18 protein-coding genes are annotated in these 18,131 nt (G+C 71.8%); 15 read left to right on the forward strand and 3 right to left on the reverse strand.

Annotated features, from left to right (window positions below; translation table 11 throughout):
• Positions 1-143 precede the first annotated feature (143 nt).
• Positions 144-638, reverse strand: coding sequence for a MarR family winged helix-turn-helix transcriptional regulator (locus tag ACZ3OF_RS04745; RefSeq protein WP_361666175.1), 495 nt, complete (start codon positions 636-638; stop codon positions 144-146).
• Positions 639-771: 133 nt separating this feature from the next.
• On the opposite strand from ACZ3OF_RS04745, the gene ACZ3OF_RS04750 reads away from it, so the two are divergent.
• Both ACZ3OF_RS04750 and ACZ3OF_RS04755 read left to right on the forward strand, forming a co-directional pair.
• Positions 772-2,355, forward strand: coding sequence for an SDR family oxidoreductase (locus ACZ3OF_RS04750; protein WP_361666173.1), 1,584 nt, complete (start codon positions 772-774; stop codon positions 2,353-2,355).
• Positions 2,356-2,606: 251 nt separating this feature from the next.
• Positions 2,607-3,014, forward strand: a complete 408-nt coding sequence (locus ACZ3OF_RS04755) for an STAS domain-containing protein (RefSeq protein ID WP_361666170.1) — start codon at positions 2,607-2,609, stop codon at positions 3,012-3,014.
• A gap of 63 nt (positions 3,015-3,077) precedes the next feature.
• Here the strand turns inward: ACZ3OF_RS04755 and ACZ3OF_RS04760 are convergent, their stop codons facing one another.
• A complete protein-coding gene (locus ACZ3OF_RS04760) occupies positions 3,078-6,065 on the reverse strand; it encodes a carbohydrate binding domain-containing protein (protein WP_467302742.1) in 2,988 nt (995 codons plus the stop codon).
• Positions 6,066-6,274: 209 nt separating this feature from the next.
• Here ACZ3OF_RS04760 and ACZ3OF_RS04765 point away from each other — a divergent pair, with 209 nt between their 5' ends.
• The 8 genes from ACZ3OF_RS04765 to ACZ3OF_RS04800 all read left to right on the forward strand — a co-directional run bounded on the left by ACZ3OF_RS04765 (position 6,275) and on the right by ACZ3OF_RS04800 (position 11,439).
• A complete protein-coding gene (locus ACZ3OF_RS04765) occupies positions 6,275-6,616 on the forward strand; it encodes a hypothetical protein (protein WP_361666165.1) in 342 nt (113 codons plus the stop codon).
• Between the two features lie 178 nt (positions 6,617-6,794).
• Entirely contained in the window at positions 6,795-7,625 is an 831-nt protein-coding gene (gene nadE, locus ACZ3OF_RS04770; RefSeq protein WP_361431631.1) for an ammonia-dependent NAD(+) synthetase, read from the forward strand.
• 113 nt (positions 7,626-7,738) lie between these two features.
• Positions 7,739-8,125: a VOC family protein gene (locus ACZ3OF_RS04775; RefSeq protein ID WP_361666162.1), complete on the forward strand. Its 387-nt coding sequence runs from the start codon at positions 7,739-7,741 to the stop codon at positions 8,123-8,125.
• A 167-nt stretch (positions 8,126-8,292) separates the two neighbouring features.
• On the forward strand, positions 8,293-8,550 hold the full coding sequence (locus tag ACZ3OF_RS04780) for a DUF6381 family protein (RefSeq protein ID WP_361666161.1): 258 nt from the start codon (positions 8,293-8,295) through the stop codon (positions 8,548-8,550).
• A 9-nt stretch (positions 8,551-8,559) separates the two neighbouring features.
• Complete coding sequence (locus tag ACZ3OF_RS04785) at positions 8,560-9,009, forward strand: hypothetical protein (protein WP_361666158.1); 450 nt, start codon at positions 8,560-8,562, stop codon at positions 9,007-9,009.
• A 113-nt stretch (positions 9,010-9,122) separates the two neighbouring features.
• Positions 9,123-9,803, forward strand: a complete 681-nt coding sequence (locus ACZ3OF_RS04790) for an ABC transporter permease (RefSeq protein ID WP_361666156.1) — start codon at positions 9,123-9,125, stop codon at positions 9,801-9,803.
• Positions 9,800-10,474, forward strand: a complete 675-nt coding sequence (locus tag ACZ3OF_RS04795; RefSeq protein WP_361666154.1) for an ABC transporter permease — start codon at positions 9,800-9,802, stop codon at positions 10,472-10,474. The genes ACZ3OF_RS04790 and ACZ3OF_RS04795 overlap by 4 nt, the downstream gene beginning before the upstream one ends.
• A complete protein-coding gene (locus ACZ3OF_RS04800; RefSeq protein ID WP_467302748.1) occupies positions 10,471-11,439 on the forward strand; it encodes an ABC transporter substrate-binding protein in 969 nt (322 codons plus the stop codon). Before ACZ3OF_RS04795 ends, ACZ3OF_RS04800 begins: the two co-directional genes overlap by 4 nt.
• 12 nt (positions 11,440-11,451) lie before the next feature.
• Here the strand turns inward: ACZ3OF_RS04800 and ACZ3OF_RS04805 are convergent, their stop codons facing one another.
• Positions 11,452-12,615, reverse strand: a complete 1,164-nt coding sequence (locus ACZ3OF_RS04805; RefSeq protein WP_361666149.1) for a betaine/proline/choline family ABC transporter ATP-binding protein — start codon at positions 12,613-12,615, stop codon at positions 11,452-11,454.
• Positions 12,616-12,785: 170 nt separating this feature from the next.
• Between ACZ3OF_RS04805 and ACZ3OF_RS04810 the strand changes: the two genes are divergently transcribed.
• The 5 genes from ACZ3OF_RS04810 to ACZ3OF_RS04830 all read left to right on the forward strand — a co-directional run bounded on the left by ACZ3OF_RS04810 (position 12,786) and on the right by ACZ3OF_RS04830 (position 18,127).
• Positions 12,786-14,249 carry a cellulase family glycosylhydrolase gene (locus ACZ3OF_RS04810; RefSeq protein ID WP_361666147.1) on the forward strand — a complete coding sequence of 488 codons (1,464 nt, stop codon included), beginning with the start codon at positions 12,786-12,788 and terminating at the stop codon, positions 14,247-14,249.
• Between the two features lie 84 nt (positions 14,250-14,333).
• The gene (locus ACZ3OF_RS04815; protein ID WP_467302751.1) at positions 14,334-15,632 is read left to right on the forward strand and encodes an alpha/beta fold hydrolase; all 1,299 of its coding nucleotides are present in this window, start codon (positions 14,334-14,336) and stop codon (positions 15,630-15,632) included.
• Between the two features lie 193 nt (positions 15,633-15,825).
• The gene (locus ACZ3OF_RS04820) at positions 15,826-16,725 is read left to right on the forward strand and encodes an SIS domain-containing protein (RefSeq protein ID WP_361666143.1); all 900 of its coding nucleotides are present in this window, start codon (positions 15,826-15,828) and stop codon (positions 16,723-16,725) included.
• 19 nt (positions 16,726-16,744) lie between these two features.
• The gene (locus tag ACZ3OF_RS04825; RefSeq protein ID WP_361666141.1) at positions 16,745-17,497 is read left to right on the forward strand and encodes a PIG-L deacetylase family protein; all 753 of its coding nucleotides are present in this window, start codon (positions 16,745-16,747) and stop codon (positions 17,495-17,497) included.
• Between the two features lie 57 nt (positions 17,498-17,554).
• Positions 17,555-18,127, forward strand: coding sequence for a YwqG family protein (locus tag ACZ3OF_RS04830; RefSeq protein WP_361666139.1), 573 nt, complete (start codon positions 17,555-17,557; stop codon positions 18,125-18,127).
• Positions 18,128-18,131: the final 4 nt, after the last annotated feature.

The following is an 18,131-nucleotide window of genomic DNA, read 5'->3' on the forward strand; positions in this document are numbered from 1 at the left end:
CTCAATGATTGAGATAGATTGAATCATGCGCGGACGGACGTGGGGACAGGGGGCACACGAGGGTAGGGAGACGCCCCGCTCGGACGCCTCTTCCGGCGCGCGGACCCGCACGGATGCACCCGTGCGGGCGACACCCGTCCGGGTCAGCGCCGCGGTACGCGCAGCTCGCCGAGCTCCTCGTTGAGCGCGCTCAGGAACCGCAGGGCGACGGCCAGCTCTTCCGCGTCGAACCGGCCCCGGGCCCGCTCGGCGGCCTGGGCCAGCGGCATGAAGTGGCTGCGCGCGGCGGCCTTCGCCCCCTCGACGTAGTGCACATGGACGACCCTGCGGTCCGCGCTCTCGCGGGAGCGGCGGATGTGCCCGGCCCGCTCGAGCCGGTCCAGGCAGGCGGTGACCGCCCCCGAGGTCAGCCCCAGGTGCTCGCGCAGACGGCCGGGGGTCAGCGGCTCCGGGCTGTCCAGGACGACGGACAGGGCCTGCACGTCCGTGGGATGCAATCCCTGCGCGAGTGCGAAACCGTGGACCAGCCGGTTGATCTCTCCGTTCGTCCGCCGCAGCGCGACGGCGAAACTCTGCAGATCGCCGGGCGCGCTCTCGGGCGCGGCGCCACCGGTCTCGGACTCTTCTGTGCTGGCCACACGATCAGCCTATCGACACCCGTCCGTGCATCCGCGGCGACCGCGCTCCGGGAAGAGACCGACGAAGGACGCGGTCGGTGGCGGAGCGCGACACGGACACGTGTTCTCCCCGACGGCGGAACGGAGCAGCTCGATGACGGACGCACAAGGGCAGGCGACCGAGGGACTGCGGTGCCTCGTCACCGGCGCCACCGGCTACATCGGCGGCCGCCTGGTCCCCGAACTCCTGAAGGCCGGACACCGGGTCCGCTGCCTGGCGCGGACCCCCGCGAAACTGCGCGACCAGCCCTGGTCCGGCGATGTGGAGGTCGTACGCGGTGACGTCACCGACGCCGAGAGCCTCGCCCCCGCCCTCCAGGACACCGACGTCGCCTACTACCTGGTGCACGCCCTGGGCGGCGGCCGCGACTTCGAACGCACCGACCGGCTCGCCGCCCGGACCTTCGCCGAACAGGCCCGCGCGGCCGGGGTCCGCCGCATCGTCTACCTCGGCGGACTCACCCCCCGTGACGTACCCGCCGAGGGCCTCTCCCCGCACCTGCGCTCCCGGGCCGAGGTCGGGCGCATCCTCCTGGAGTCGGGTGTCCCCACCACCGTGCTCCGCGCCGCGGTCATCATCGGCTCCGGCTCGGCCTCCTTCGAGATCCTCCGCTATCTGACCGAGCGTCTGCCGGTGATGGTCACCCCGAGCTGGGTGCGCACCCGGATCCAGCCCATCGCCGTCCGGGACGTCCTGCGCTATCTGGTCGGCAGTGCCCGCATGCCCGAGGACGTCTCCCGTGCCTTCGACATCGGCGGTCCCGACGTCCTCACCTATCTCGGCATGATGCGCCGCTACGCCGCCGTCGCCGGGCTCTCCCGACGGCTCATCGTCCCCGTGCCGGTCCTGACCCCCCGCCTGTCCAGCCACTGGATCGGCCTGGTCACCCCGGTGCCACGGTCCATCGCCCGCCCGCTCGCGGAGTCGCTCAAGTACGAGGTCGTCTGCGACGAGCACGACATCGCCGGCTGGGTTCCGGATTCTCCCGGCACCCCCGTCGCCTTCGACCGGGCGCTCGACCTCGCGCTGCAGCGGGTCCGCGACGCCCAGGTCATCACCCGTTGGTCCTCCGCGTCCGTGCCCGGAGCGCCCAGCGATCCACTGCCCACGGACCCCGACTGGGCGGGCGGGAGTCTCTACACCGACGTGCGCGAACTCGCCGTCGACGCGTCACCGGAGGCGCTGTGGCGGGTCGTCGAGGGAATCGGCGGCGAGAACGGCTGGTACTCCTTCCCGCTCGCCTGGGCCGTCCGCGGCTGGTTCGACCGGCTCGTCGGCGGTGTCGGGCTGCGCCGCGGCCGGCGCGACGCCACGCACCTGAGGGTCGGCGACTCGCTGGACTTCTGGCGGGTGGAGGAGATCGAGCGCGGCCGGCTGCTGCGCCTGCGCGCCGAGATGCGCCTCCCGGGCCTCGCCTGGCTGGAGATGTACGCCGAGAGCGACGGCGAGCGGGGGAGCCGCTACTGCCAGCGGGCGCTGTTCCACCCACGCGGCCTTGCCGGTCACGCCTACTGGTGGAGCGTCTCGCCGTTCCACGCCGTCGTCTTCGGCGGCATGGCCCGGAACATCGCGCAGAAGGCGGAGGCGATCGAGAGCTCCGGCCGCGCCGACGGCGACCCGTCGGGCGCCCCCCTGGACCGCGCCCCGTCCGGCGCGGAGGCCGACCGCGGACGGTGAGGCGCGGGGCAAGGGTGGGAGTGAGGGTGAAGGTGAAGTCGAGGGTGAGGGTGAGGGCGGGGAAAGCCGAGGCCCGGCTCGTGGTGCTCCCCGACGGTCCCGCCCCCTTCCGGCGGGACGGGGGCCGGGAACGACAGGGGCCCGTCCCGACATGCCCGGTGTCCCCCGTAAGTGGATCACTGATGCCTGGTGGGGTGACCGGACGGCGTGCCACGTTCTCCGGAGCGTGCCCGAGGGCCGTTGATGGGTATGTGAGTACCGCGAGCACCGCACCGATACTGACCGAGACGCACCGGCCTCCCGTGCCCGACCCGGGCGCGGACAACGCGCCCGGCGGCATAGTCGTCCACTCCTGCGAGCGGGTCGGCCCGGCGACCCTCCTGGTCCGGCTGACCGGAGAGATCGACCATCACAGCGCCGCACCGCTGCGGGCGATAATCGTCTCCGCGGCCGCGGACGGCTGTACCGACCTGGTCCTCGACGCCTCCCGCGTCACGTTCTGCGACTCCGGCCTCCTCGGCGTCCTGGACCAGTGGTCCCGGCTGGGCCGCAGGTACCGCATCGACGCGCCACCGCCCGTCGTCCTCAGGCTGCTGAGGGTCGCCGCCGGGACCCTGGCCCCCCGGCTGCCCGGCGGAAGGGCCGGCGGAAGGCGGTGACGGAGCGGGCCGCGGCGTCCCACGCCGCGGCCCGCCCGCCTCTCGACCCTGCCTCCGGGGCCGCTACTTCAGGTACGGCCCCGCGGCGCCGATCCGGCCGGGCCCGTTCAGGACGTAGACCCGCAGGTTGCCCTTCCCCGGCGCCGCGACGCTCAGGGTGCCGTTGCCGACGACCCGCTGGTCACCGGTGACGGCGTCCGTGTAGGTGCCGTTCGGGATGCCGGTGAAGGTCGCCCCGCCGCTGACCGTCACCAGCGCGAAGCTGTCCGTCGTGCCGCTGGTGTAGCGGCGCTTGTACGCCATCGAGCCGCTGATGCCCTCGGTGGAGTACTGGCCCATCTGGAGCGCCGGAATCGCCCGGCGGATCTGATTGAGCCGCTGCACGTGCCGGACCAGCGGCTGGGCGAGGGTCTGGGCGACCGCTCCGCTCGCCGACTCCACGGTGGAGAAGCCGGAGGCCTTCACGTCCCCGGCGAGATGGTCGCCGAAGTAGGCGCGGCCCGTGGTCGCCAGCGGGCAGGTGGGCCCGCAGTCGATCTTCCTGCCCTTCTGGAACTCGATCTCCGAGCCGTAGTACAGCGTGGGGATGCCGCGGAAGGTCCACATCAGCGACATGTTCTCCGCCCAGGCGTCCGTGCCGCCGGCGTAGCGCTCGCTGCTCTTGTTCGGTCCGTAGTCGTGGCTGTCGACGTACACGACGTTGTAGGTGGCGTCGTTGTAGCTGTCGTCGGAGTCCTTGCCGTTGCCGAAGGCGTTCTGCGCGTCACCGAAGTTCATGTGCATGCGCATGTCGATGACGTTCATCCCGGAGAACCTGCTGTGGTCCGGAGCGTGGTAGCTGTTGCCGTTCAGGAACGCGTTGGTGGACGTGGGCTGGGTCGCCGTACCCTGCTGCTGCTCGTAGTCGTACATCTCCAGGGCGGCCCTGGTGTCGTCGGCGTCGTACTCCCTGCGCTCCTTCCAGGTGTAGAACTGGGCGGAGTGGTTGACCGAGCCGCGGTTCCACTTGTCGTTGACGAAGGCGGCGACCTCGCCGAAGACGAAGAAGTTCTTCGCTGCCTCCGCGCCGAACTTCTGGGTCACCCGCTCCTGTATGGCGGGCAGGAAGCGCCGGTTCCAGGTGGTGCGCGGGATGTGCACGGCGGTGTCGACGCGGAAGCCGTCGACCCCCATGTCGATGTACTTGTTGTAGGCGCCGATCAGGTAGTTCTGCACGGGCGCCGACTCGGTGGCGAAGTCGGCCAGATCGTCGTGCAGCCAGCAGGAACGGGAGTCCTCGCCCTCCCAGTTGCCGATCCAGCAGTTGTGGTAGAGCGACTTCGGGAACATGCCGGACGTGGGGTTCGGCCACTGGCAGTTGTAGATCCGGTAGCCCTCGGGGGAGGTGTACTGGGTGGGGGTGCCCCAGTTGACGCAGGTGTTTCCGGTCGGCGCGGCCGTCGACCACAGATCGCCGTTGTAGTACGACTTCCCGGACTTCGGCTCCACGGTCAGCCCGTCGTACTCGAAGGAGGAGTTCGGCTCGTCGTAGTACCAGCTCCACTGGCTGTCGCGGACGCCGTACGCCTTGGGGGTGAACAGGCCCTTCGCGCCCCAGCGGGAGGAGTGGTTGTAGACGACGTCCTGGTAGATCTTCATACCCTTGGCGTGGGCCGCGTTGATCAGGTCCTGGTACGAGGCACCGGCCGACTCCAGGCGGGCGTCGACCTTGTAGAAGTCGTACCCGTGGTACCCGTGGTAGTCGTAGTCGGACCGGTTGAGCACCACGGGGGTGATCCAGACGGCCGAGAAGCCGAGCCCCTTGATGTAGTCGAGCTTGTTCACCAGGCCCTTGAAGTCACCCCGGAACATGGGGTCGTCGCCGGCCGCGTTGCCGGACTTCGTGTGCTGGCTGCCGCCGCGGTTGTTCGAGGCGTCGCCGTCGTTGAAGCGGGCCGTCAGGACGAAGTAGATCGGGTCCTTGCGCGGATCGGTACCGAGCGGGCGGCTCGGGTCGGGGGCGGGCGGCGCCGTGCCGGTGGTCGCCCGGGCGGGGGCGGAGGCTGCGGAGGCGTTGCCGGCGGCGTCGAGGGCCCGGACCGTATAGGTGTAGGCGGTGTTCTCCGCCAGGTTCGTGTCGGAGAGGACGGTGGAGCCGACGTCGGTGACCGTCGTGCCGCCCGTACCGCCGGTGCGGGTCACCTGATAGCCCGTCACCCCCTTGTTGTCGGTGGCGGGTTCCCAGGTCAGGACGACGGACGTGCCGTCGGCGCGCGCGGTGACCCCGACGGGCACGCTGGGCGCCTGGGTGTCGGGGACCTCGGCGGCGCACGGATTCGCGGCGTCCGCGGTGACGACCCTGTCCTTGACGGTCGTCGTGCCGGCGGAGAGGGCGTAGTTCGCGCCGTTGTTGTTGTCCCAGACGCCGTTGCCGTTGTTGAAGACGGCGCTCATCGCGGTGGCGGTACCGAGGTCGACGGTCCGCTTCCACCAGCCGGTGCAGGCGGCCTCCATGCCGATGCCGGGGACGGTGGTCCAGGTGCCGCCTGAGGGGGCGTAGTGCAGGTTGGCGGTGGTCCAGCCGAGCGCGGCGGTGGAGTAGTAGACCGTGGCCCGGTTGCCGGGCTCGGGCTCGCCCGGGTCGTCGGCGCACGGGTCGGAGTGGGCGACCACGCCGTCCTTGACCGTGATCGTGCCGGTGCCGAGGTCGTAGTTCTGTCCGCCGTTGTTGTCCCAGGTGCCGGCGCCGTTGTTGAAGGTGGCCTGGAGTCCCTCGGCGGAGCCCAGGGCGACCGTCTTCTTCACCCAGTCCGTACAGGCCGCCTCCATCGCCATGCCGGGGACGGTGGTCCAGGCGCCGCCGTCGGGGGCGTAGTGGAGGTGGTGGGCCGGCCAGTTCTTGGTCTTTGTGTAGTAGAAGACCGTCGCCGTGTTCTCCGCCGCCGCGACGGGCACCGAGGGCACGGCGGCCGGGCCGGCCGGGGGTGTGGCGGAGAGTAGCCCGAGCAGACAGGCGGTGACCACGGCCGCGGCCGGGGCGCGACCGAAGCACAGAAGGGGGGTGCGTCGCATGCGTCTCTTCTCCGGAGCAGGGCCACGGCGGAGAGGCCGTGGCGGGCGCTGAAAAATCGGCCTGAAACTTGCAGCAAGCGCTTGCGAGAGCGAAAGTTACCCGTGCATGACATGGCCGTAAAGAGTCGCGACGGGATCCGTGACGCGTGGGGTCGAACGCGTGCGGGGCCGGGGTGATACGAGGCTTGAACGTGTTCAATAATGTGGCCATGAGCTTCCCGCGCCCTCGTACCTGGATCCTGTGCGCCGTCGTCCTCTACGTCGGGACGGTGGCCGCCCTCGGCCTCGTCGACGTCCTCTCCCCGGGCGGCTCGGCCGCGCCGTACGTCCTGGCCCTCCCCGGGTCCGTCGTGGCGGTCGTGGTCCTGTACCTGGCGTCGGCGCCCTTCGGCTCCGGCGAACCGCCCGCCGCATCGGCGTCCGCTCTCGGGCCGCTGGTGTTCGGTGTGGCCGGAGCGCTCGCCAACGTCCTGCTGCTCTGGGCGGCGGCGAGCTTCGCCCGCGTGTTCGTCCGTGAGTGCCGGGCAGCCCGAACGGCGCGCCGCGCCTGAGACGCCCGAGTCCGCCCGCGCGGGAGTCCGGTGGCGGCAAGTGGTCGGGCCGGGCCCGCGCAGCAGGTCACGGGCGCCGCCGCATAGAGTCGGACGCGGCGAGGGAACCGGTGCCCGACCGGGGCGTACAGGACCCGCGCCGTCCCCCAAACCGTCGCACCACCCCGAGGAGCACTCCGTGACCGACGCGGCGTCCACCGCCCTGCAGCAGCAGATCGCCCGGGAACTCGAGGTGTCCCCGACCTTCGACCCGCTCGTCGAGATCGAACGCCGGGTCGCCTTCCTGGCCGAGCGCCTCACCTCCACCGGGCTGCGCAGCCTGGTCCTCGGGATCAGCGGCGGCGTGGACTCCACGACCGCGGGCCGGCTCTGCCAGCTCGCCGTGGAACGGGCCCGCGCGGCGGGCCACGACGCCACCTTCTACGCCATGCGCCTGCCCTACGGCGTCCAGGCCGACGAGAAGGACGCCCAGCTCGCCCTGGGCTTCATCGCCGCCGACCGGGTCCTGACCGTCGACGTCAAGGCGTCGAGCGACGCCGCGCTGGACGCCTGCCTGGCCGGCGGGGTGACCTTCCGGGACGCCCACCACCAGGACTTCGTCCAGGGCAACATCAAGGCCCGGCAGCGCATGATCGCGCAGTACGCCGTCGCGGGCGCCCACGACGGCCTCGTGGTCGGCACGGACCACGCGGCGGAGGCGGTCTCCGGCTTCTTCACCAAGTACGGCGACGGCGCGGCCGACGTCGTCCCGCTGACCGGCCTGACCAAGCGCCGCGTGCGCGCCTGTGCCGAGGCTCTCGGCGCCCCGGCCGAGCTGGTGTGGAAGACCCCGACGGCCGACCTGGAGACCCTCGACCCGGGCAAGCCCGACGAGGACGCGCTCGGCGTCACGTACGACGACATCGACGACTTCCTGGAGGGCAAGCCGGTCGCGGAGGCCGCGTTCGCCTCGATCGTCCGCCGCTACGAGCTGACCGACCACAAGCGCCGGCTGCCGATCGCTCCCTGAGGGTGACGGGCGGAGACCATCCGGACGTCAGCCCGAGTGGCGGGCGTCCGGTCGGTGGTCCGCTGGGTGTGCCCTCGGAAATCCCGAACGGCACACGCGAAGGAGACAACGGCATGTTCGGACAGTCGAAGGCGTTCAGCGGCTTCTCGGTCGACGACATGGACAAGGCTCACCGGTTCTACGGCGACACCCTCGGTCTCCAGGTGGAGGAGTCGGGTGCCGGGCCCATGCGGATGCTGACCATCAAGCTGGGGAGCGGCGCGAACATCTTCGTCTATCCCAAGGACAACCACACGCCCGCGTCCTTCACGATCCTGAACTTCCCCGTCGACGACATCGAGGTGGCCGTCGACGCGCTGGAGAAGCGGGGCGTGACCCTCAAGCGCTACCCGGAGTTCGAGCACGACGCCAAGGGTGTCGTCAGGGGCCCGGAGGGGCCGACCGCGATCGCGTGGTTCACCGATCCGGCGGGCAACGTCCTGTCCGTCATCCAGGAGTAGCGAGCCGTACGGCGACGGCCCGGCCCTCCGAGCGAGGGGCCGGGCCGTCGCCGTACGGCCCCGGTGTCAGCGGGAGGGCCGGGCGCCGTCGCCGCACGGCCTCTGGCGTCCGTGCGCGGGGTTTCCCCTGTGGCCGTCCGGGAAGCCGCAGGCCGAGGAGGTGCGCCATGTCCGGACGCGACAGCAGAGGGCCGGAGGGCGGGGGCCGGGAGAGCAGGAGGGAAGGCGAGGCCGCGCACGCCCACGCCCAGTACCAGCGCGACAAGGCGGAGAATCTTCTCCAGCGGGCACGGCAGAGCGCCGACCCCGAAGAGGCCGCCCGGCTGCGGGAACAGGGCGAGCAACTCAAGGAGCGCAGTGAACAGGCCCTGCGCGAGGAGCACGAAACCTGGCCCGACGATCTTCACGAGCCGTACCCCGGCTAGGGTCGGAGGATGGGCTTCTTCGACCGACTCACCGGCACCAGACGCCCCGAGGCCGGCATCGCCCCGCGCTCGACGGAGGACGTCCGGGCCGCGCTGCTCGGGATCAACGCCCCGGGCGTGCCCTACGTCGTGCGCCACGCCACCGCCGCCGAGCGCGCCGACCTGGTGGCCGAGTGGCGGGTCCCGGAGCTACGGCTCACCCTGCGGACCCGGATGCGCTTCGTCCCCGCCGACCGCGTGGTGCGCGCCCTCGACGAACAGTGGGACGCGCGGGAGCGGGAGTACGGCCGCGGGCACGCGACCCGGGTGGCGCGCGAGTGGACGTACGAGCGCGGGCCCGACGGCCGTCGGCGCCGGGTCGAGACGCTCCGCTTCGACTCCCGGGACATGAAGAACCCCTTGCGGAACGCGGTTCTCGGTGCCGGCTGGACATGGCGGGGAGTCACCTTCCGGCTGTGACCGCCCAGGGCGGCGGCCGCCCATGAAGGCGTCCGCGGCGGCCCGCGCGGGACGACCCGCCCGAACGGACCGCCCGGAGTGCGCCGCTCCGGGCCGCCGCCTGCAATGGGGGGATGACCGCGCCTCCCGACGACTGCCTCGCGCGCAACGAGTGGATCTGCGGCGCCTATCTGACCTCCCGGAGCGAGATCCTCGGCGACGCGGTCCTCCAGCATCTGCAACTGACCGTCGTCTCCGTCGCCCTCGGTCTGCTGCTCGCCGTGCCCCTCGCCGTCGCCGCCCGCCGCCGGCGCTGGGCCGCCGCTCCCGTCCTCGGGGTCACCACGATCCTGTACACGATCCCGTCCCTCGCGATGTTCTCGCTGCTCCTGCCCCTCTACGGGCTGAGCGCCGCACTGGTCATCGCCGGGCTCGTCCTCTACTCGCTCACGCTGCTCGTACGGAACATCCTGGCCGGCCTCCGCGCCGTCCCCGAGGACACCCGGCAGGCCGCGCGCGGCATGGGCTACGGGCCTGTCCGGCTGCTGCTCACCGTCGAGCTGCCGCTCGCGCTCCCCGCCTCGATGGCCGGGCTGCGCATCGCCACGGTCTCGGCGGTCTCCCTCGTCACCATCGGGGCGATCGTCGGCCACGGCGGACTCGGCAACCTCATCTACTCGGGGATGAACACCTACTTCAAGGCGCAGGTCCTCACCGCCTCCGCCCTCTGCGTGGTCATCGCGGTCGTCGCCGACCTGCTGCTGCTCGGCGCGCAGCGGCTGCTCACGCCCTGGGCCCGGAGGCAGGCCGCGTGAACACCCTCTCCGCCACCTGGGAATGGCTCACCAGCGCCGCCAACTGGTCGGGCGACAACGGGATCCGGCACCGCCTCGCCGAGCACCTCTACCTGACCGTCGTCTGCCTCGCGCTGAGCTGCGCGATCGCACTCCCCGTCGCGCTGACCCTCGGCCACCTCGGCAAGGGCGGCGCCCTCGCCGTCAACCTCTCCAACGTCGGCCGCGCCGTGCCCACCTTCGCCGTCCTCGTCCTGCTGCTGCTCAGCCCGATCGGTTCGTACGGGGAGTGGCCCACGATCATCGCGCTCGTCCTCTTCGCCGTCCCGCCGCTCCTCACCAACGCGTACGTCGGCATGCGCGGCGTCGACGCCGACGTCGTACGGGCAGCGCGGGGGATGGGGATGACCGGCCGGCAGATGCTCTTCGGGGTGGAACTGCCGCTGGCGCTCCCGCTGATCCTCACCGGCGTCCGTATCGCCGCCGTGCAGCTCGTGGCGACCGCGACCGTCGCCGCGCTCGCGGGCGGCGGGGGTCTCGGCCGGATCATCACCGCCGGGTTCAACCTCGCCTCGACCCCTCAGGTCGTCGCGGGCGCGGTGCTCGTCGCGCTCTTCGCACTGGTGGTCGAGGGTGTCTTCGAGGGAGCGCAGCGCCTGGCCCCCTCCTGGGCACGGGGGAGCGTGGCATGAGAGGGCGGAGTGGCGCGGCGGGTGCGGTGGCGCTCGCGCTGGCCCTGTCCGCCCTCACCGGCTGCGCCACCGGCCCCTCGCTCGAGAAGCAGGGCGAGGTCACCGCCCCGCCCGGCGACAGCCAGGACCTGACCATCGGCTCCGCCGGCTTCACCGAGAGCGATCTGCTGGCCCAGATGTACGCACTGCTCCTCGAAGACGCCGGGTACGGCACGAAGATCCTCTCGGTGACCAACCGTGAGATCTACGAGCCGGCCCTGGAGAGCGGTCAGATCGACGTCGTACCGGAGTACGCGGCCACCTTCGCGGACTGGCTGAACGCCAAGGCGCACGGGCCTGACGCGCCGACCGTCGGCTCGCCCGACCTGGCCGCCACGATGACCGCCCTGCGCGGGCTCGCCGGACCGCGCGGCCTCACGGTCCTCGACGCGGGCCGGGCCGTCGACCAGAACGCCTTCGCCGTCACGCGCGCGTACGCGACCGAGCACGGGCTGAAGACCCTGAGCGACGTCGGCGCGGCGAAGCTTCCCGTACGGCTCGCGGCGGGCGACGAGTGCGTCCAGCGGCCGTACTGCGCGCCCGGTCTGAGGGAGACGTACGGCATCGTCGTCACCGGCGTCGACCCGAAGGGCGTGGGGACCACTCAGGCCAAGCAGGCCGTGCAGAGCGGGGAGGACCAGATGGTCCTGACCACGACCACCGACGCCACGCTCGACGACTTCGGACTGGTGCTGCTCGCCGACGACAAACACCTCCAGAACGCGGACCACATCGTCCCCGTGGTCAACCGCTCCCGGGCCGGCGGCGAGCGCGTCACCTCCGCTCTGGGGCGGCTCAACGCGGTTCTGACCACGGCCGATCTGGCGCACATGAACGAGCAGGTGGACAGCTGGCGCCGCCTGCCGGAGGACGTCGCGCGGACGTACCTGCAGGAGAAGAGGCTCGTCCCCGCCGGCTCGGGCTGACGCCCGGGCCCCTCACACGTCGTGGACCGAGTCGAACTCGACCTCGTCCCGGCCCACGCCCTTGGCGTCGGCGTCCACGGAGCGGCGCAGTGCCTCGTGGAGTTTCGCCGGGGTGAGGACGCCGAGGAACCGCGCCCCGTCGAGGACGGCCACCCAGCCCGCGTCGTGCTGGAGCATCTCGCTGAACGCGTGCTTCAGCGGGGCCCCGACCGGCACCCAGGCCTCCATGCGGCGGGCCAGGTCGCCGACCGTGCCCTCCCGGCCCGCGAGCGCGAGGACGTCGGTGGCGACCCAGCCGTGCAGATCGCCGTCGGCGCCCAGGACGACGGCCCAGCGCGCCCCTTCCGCACGCAGCCGGTCCGCCGCGTCCGGCGCGGGCTCGTCCAGGCGGGCCACGGACGGCTGTTCCAGGTCGTCCGGTTCGATCGTGGTGACCGAGAGCCTCTTGAGCCCCCGGTCGGCGCCGACGAACTGGGCGACGTAGGGCGTGGCGGGCGCGCCGAGCACGGCCGCCGGGGTGTCGAACTGCTCGATGCGGCCCTGCCCGTACACGGCGATCCGGTCGCCCATGCGGACCGCCTCCTCGATGTCGTGGGTGACCAGGAGGACCGTCTTGCGCACGGTGGCCTGGAGCCCCAGGAACTCGTTCTGGAGGTGCTCGCGGACCACGGGGTCCACCGCCCCGAAGGGTTCGTCCATGAGCAGCACGGGCGGGTCGGCGGCGAGCGCGCGGGCGACGCCGACGCGCTGGCGCTGGCCGCCGGAGAGCTGCGCCGGATAGCGCCGGCCGTAGGTCTCGGGATCGAGGCCGACCAGGTCGAGGAGTTCGGCGGCGCGGGCCCTTGCCTTCGACTTCTTCCAGCCGAGCAGCGCGGGCACGGTGGCGGTGTTGTCGAGGACGGTTCGGTGCGGGAAGAGCCCGACCTGCTGGATGACGTAGCCGATGCTCCGTCGCAGCTTGACCGGGTCGACCTTCGCGATGTCCTCCCCGTCGACCAGGATCCGGCCCGAGGTCGGTTCGATCAGCCGGTTGACCATCATCATCGTGGTCGTCTTGCCGCAGCCCGAGGGGCCGACGAGCGTGACCAGTTCCCCCTCGGCCACGTCGAAGGAGAGGTCGTCGACCGCGGTGGTGCCGTCCGCGTACACCTTGCTGACCTGCTCGAACCGGATCATGGATCCACGCTAGGAGGCGAGGTCGCACCGTGCACGGGGGCCGGGACCTTCCGGGGAGCGACAGCCCGCTGAACATCGTCTCTTGTCATGACCCTTGCGAGTCGCTCGCCCGGGCTGCTATTCATCCGTTAGGAAACTTTCCTTCCAATCCATCGTTCCGGGAGACCCCCATGACATCGGCACGATCGGCACGTCTCCGACTGCGTTCCCTGGGTGCCGCCGGCACCGCGGCGGCCGCACTCCTCCTCGGCCTCGCCACCGCCCCACCCGCCGCGGTCGCGGCCCCCGTCACCCATGAGGCGGAGACCGCCACCGTCTCGCGGGGCGCGGTCGAGTCCAACCACGCGGGCTTCACCGGCACCGGATTCGTCAACTACGACAACGCCACCGGCGGTTACGTCCAGTGGAACGTCGACGCCGCGCAGGCGGGCCAGGCGACCCTGACCCTGCGCTACGCCAACGGCACCACCACCGACCGGCCCATGGACATCGCGGTCAACGGCACCGTCGCCGCCGCCGGCAAGGCCTTCGCCGGAACAGGCGCCTGGACCGCCTGGGCCACCACCACCCTCACGGTGAACCTCAGGGCGGGCGCCAACACCATCCGCGCCACAGCCACCACCGCCAACGGCGGCCCCAACGTCGACCACATCAAGGTCGACACCGCCACGGCTCCGCCCGCCGGCGGCACCCCGGTCGCGATCAACGGCCAGCTCACGGTCTGCGGCGTCAAGCTCTGCAACCAGTACGGCAAGCCCGTCCAGCTGCGCGGCATGTCCAGCCACGGCACCCAGTGGTACCCGCAGTGCCTCACCAGCGGATCGCTGGACGCCCTCGCCAAGGACTGGAAGGCCGACATCCTGCGCGTCTCCACCTACGTCCAGGAGGACGGCTGGGAGACCGACCCGGTCAAGTTCACCAACCTCGCCCACACGCTGATCGACCAGGCCACCGCGCGCGGCATGTACGTGATCGTCGACTGGCACATGCTCACGCCGGGCGACCCGCACGCCAACCTGGCGAACGCCAAGAGGTTCTTCACCGACATCGCCAACCGGCACAAGGACAAGAACAACATCTTCTACGAGGTCGCCAACGAGCCCAACGGCGACAGCGTGACCTGGCCGAGGATCAAGAGCTACCACGAGCAGATCGTCCCGGTCATCCGGAACATCGACGGCAACGCCCCGATCCTGCTCGGCACCCGCGCCTGGTCCTCCCTGGGCGTCTCGAACGGCGGCAGCGAGACCGAGGTCGTCAACAACCCGGTCAACGCCACCAACGTCATGTACACGTTCCACTTCTACGCGATGTCCCACCGCGAGGAGTACCTGAACACCCTCTCCCGGGCCGCCGACCGGATCCCCGTGTTCGTCACCGAGTTCGGCACCCAGGACTACGCGGGTGAGGGCGCCAACGACTTCGGTATGACGCAGAAGTACATCGACCTGATGGCCGCGAAGAAGATCAGCTGGACCAACTGGAACTTCTCCGACGACCACCGCTCGGGCGCGGTCTTCAAGACCGGCACGTGCGACGGCAACGGTCCCTGGACGGGCACCTCGTCCCTGAAGGAGGCCGGCGTCTGGATTCGCGACCGGATCAGGTCCGCCGACGACTTCCCCACCTCGTGACGCCTTCCTGACCCCTCGACGCGCCCCCGGCCCGCGCCCTGTGATGCACTGGGCGGGCGGGGGGCGTATCGAACAGGAGCCGCATTGACCAGCTACCGCCAGCCCGGCCTCGTCCTCACCGACCGCCGCTTCACCGTTCCGCTCGACCACGCGGACCCCGGAGGCGAACAGATCGAGGTCTACGGCCGTGAGGTCGTCGCGCACGACAGGTCGGCCGAGGACCTGCCCTGGCTGGTGTACCTGGAGGGCGGGCCCGGCTTCGGAGCCCGCCGCTTCATCGGCCGGCAGGCCTGGCTCGGCCGGGCGGTCCAGGACCATCGCGTCCTCCTCCTCGACCAGCGCGGCACCGGTCACTCCACCCCCGTCAACCGCCAGACCCTGCCCCTGCACGGCACCCCGCGGCAGCAGGCCGACCACCTCGCGCACTTCCGCGCCGACTCGATCGTCAAGGACTGCGAACTCATCCGGAAGCGCCTCACCCGCGGCGCGCCCTGGACCGTCCTCGGCCAGAGCTTCGGCGGCTTCTGCGCCACCCACTACCTCTCCAGCGCCCCCGAGGGCGTGCGCACGGCCCTCATCACCGGCGGTCTGCCCTCCCTGCACGCCACCGCCGACGAGGTCTACCGGGCCGCCTACCCCCGGGTACGGCGCAAGGTCGAGGCCCACTACGCCCGCTACCCGCAGGACGTCGAGCGCGCCCGCCGGATCGCCGCCCACCTCCTGGAGCACCCGACGACCCTGCCGAACGGCGGACTTCTCACCGCCCAGGCCTTCCAGTCCCTCGGCATCCTCCTCGGCAGCGGCGAGGGAACCCACGAGCTGCACTTCCTCCTGGAAGAGGCCTTCGTCCCCACGCCCGCCGGCCCCGCACTCTCCGACGCCTTCCTGGAGAACGTCCAGGGCAGGCTCTCGTACGCCGGACACCCGCTCTACGCCGTGCTCCACGAGGCCATCTACGCCCAGGGCCAGGGACCGACGGCCTGGGCCGCGGAACGCGTCCGCGCCGAGTTCCCGGAGTTCGACGCGGAGAAGGCCCTGGCCGGTGACGCACCCCTCCTCTTCACCGGAGAGACCGTCCACCCCTGGCACTTCGAGACCGACCCCGCGCTGCGCCCGCTCCGCGAGACCGCCCACCTCCTCGCCGAACGGACGGACTGGGCCCCGCTCTACGACCCCGCGAGGCTCGCCGCCAACGAGGTGCCCGTAGCCGCGGCCGTCTACCACGACGACATGTACGTCGACACCGCCCACTCGCTGGAGACCGCCCGCGCCGTCCGGGGGCTGCGCACCTGGGTGACGGACGAGTTCGAGCACGACGGCGTGCGGGCCGGAGGGCCGAGGGTGCTCGACCGGCTGCTCTCCCTCGCCCGGGGCGAGATCTGACCGCCCGGGGCCGGGCCTCGCCGCGCGATCCGTGACATCGGCGCCGGCCACGGCCGGCCGTCCGCGCCTCCCGCGGCACGAGCACCGTCACAGGCGGGTGGAAAAGTCCAAGCAGTGCGTCCTGATTGCTCATGGTGCGCGCGGGGCGCGACGGATAGAACTCGTCCGGAGTGCACCCAGGAGAGGACCGGACATGACCACCCACGTCAGTGCCGAGATCGCCGGACAGCCCGACTGCTGGCGCCGTGCGGCGGACACCGCCGCCGACCACGCCGATCTGCTGCCCCGGCGGGGTGAGCGGATCGCGGTCGTCGGCTGCGGCACCTCGTACTTCATGGCCCGTGCCTACGCCGCCCTGCGTGAATCCCTCGGCGCGGGCGAGACCGACGCCTTCCCCGCCTCCGACGAGACCCCGCTCGGCCGCGGCTACGACCGGATCGTCGCCCTCACCCGCTCCGGTGCGACCACGGAGGTGGTGACCCTGCTCGCCCGCGCGGCCGGCCGTATCCCGACGCTCGTCCTGACCGGCGTCCCCGACAGCCGGGCCGCGGACCACGCGGACCGGGTCGTCGTCCTCGACTACGCCGACGAACGCTCCGTCGTCCAGACCCGGTTCGCCACCACCGCCCTCCAACTGCTGCGCGCGGGGCTGGGCGTGGACCTCGCCCCCTCGATCGCCGACGCCGAACTCGCCCTCTACGAACCGCTGCCCACGGTCTGGGAGCGGCGCGCCCAGTTCACCTTCCTGGGCACCGGCTGGACGGTCGGACTCGCCGACGAGGCCGCGCACAAGCTCCGTGGCGTGGCGCGCGCCTGGGCGGAGTCCTACGCGGCGATGGAGTACCGCCACGGGCCGATCGTCATCAGCGACCGGACGAGTCTCGTGTGCTGCCTCGGTCCGGAGCCGGCCGGTCTGCGGGAGGAAGTGGAGGCCACCGGCGCGCTGTTCGACGCCGACGCCATCGACCCGGTGGCCGCCCTGGTACGCGCCCAGCGCCTCGCCGTCACCCTCGCGGCGCGGCGCGGCCTGAACCCGGACCGCCCCCGTCACGCCTCCCGCTCGGTCATCCTTTCCGGAGCGATCCGGGGGTGAACCCCCGTATCCTGCGCCCATGATCGACACGAGCAGCACACCCCTCGACGACATGCCCGACGACTGGCAGCGCGCGCTCGCCGTGGTCGCCCACCCGGACGATCTGGAGTACGGCTGCGCCGCCGCCATCGCGGGGTGGACGGACGCCGGCAAGGAGGTCGTCTACGTCCTCGCGACCCGTGGCGAGGCCGGCATCGACTCGATCGCCCCGGCCACCTGCGGCCCGCTGCGGGAGCAGGAGCAGCGGGCGAGCGCGGAGGTGGTCGGGGTGTCGGCCGTCGAGTTCCTCGACCACCGGGACGGGGTGATCGAGTACGGACTCGGCCTGCGCCGCGACATCGCGGCGGCCGTCCGCCGCCACCGGCCCGAGCTCGTCATCACGCTCAACCACCGTGACACCTGGGGTTCGGGCGTCGGCGGGTTCTGGAACACGCCGGACCACGTGGCCGTCGGCCGCGCCACGCTCGACGCGGCGGGCGACGCGGGCAACCGCTGGATCTTCCCCGAACTGACCGAGCAGGGCCTGGAACCGTGGAACGGTGTGCGCTGGGTGGCGGTCGCCGGAACGAACACGCCGACCCACGCCGTCGACGCCACGCCCGGCATCGAGCGCTCCGTGCAGTCGCTGCTCGCCCACCGCGCGTACATCGAGGGCCTGACGGACCAGGACCCCGAACAGTACGTCCGTACCTTCCTGGCGCAGAACAACGAGCGCTTCGCCGCCCGGTACGGCGGACGGCCGGCCGTCGCCTTCGAGCTGTTCTCCCGCTAGACGGCCGGGGAAGCCGCCGCCGGGGCGCTGTCAGTGGTGTGGCCTAACCTCGCCCGCATGACCACACTGCTTCTCCACGGTGGCGTGACCGATCCCGTCGCGCCCGTCTCCCGCGCGGGCGGCCTGCCTCTCGTGCCGGAGGGTTTCGTCTGGCCGCTCTGCGCGGAGTGCGAGGGGGCGATGCAGTTCATCGCGCATCTGGACCGTGGCGCGGACGTCGTCTCCGTCTTCATGTGCCAGAACGAGCCGGGGCTGTGCCAGGAGTGGGATCCCGCCGCGGGCGGCAACCGGGCGTACGTCTTCCCCGCCGAGGGACTCCTTCCGGCCACCGCCCCGGCCGAGGGCGTGACGCGGCTCGACGAGGTCTCCGTCCTGACCGCGCGGCCCGTCGCGGCCGAGACGTACGGAGAGGAGGACACGTTCGGGCCCGTGGACGGCAAGGACGTCCTGGGACAGCTCGGCGGGGAGCCGTACTGGCTCCAGTGGGACGAGACACCGGACTGCGCCGACTGCGGCACGAAGATGGGGTTCGTGGCCCAGCTGGACCAGGTCGCCAACTTCGGCGGGGGATACGCCTATTCCTTCGTCTGCGACGGATGCCGGCGGGCGGCCTTCCTCTGGCAGTGCTGACCCC

Source organism: Streptomyces sp. NPDC022552, from assembly GCF_055561875.1.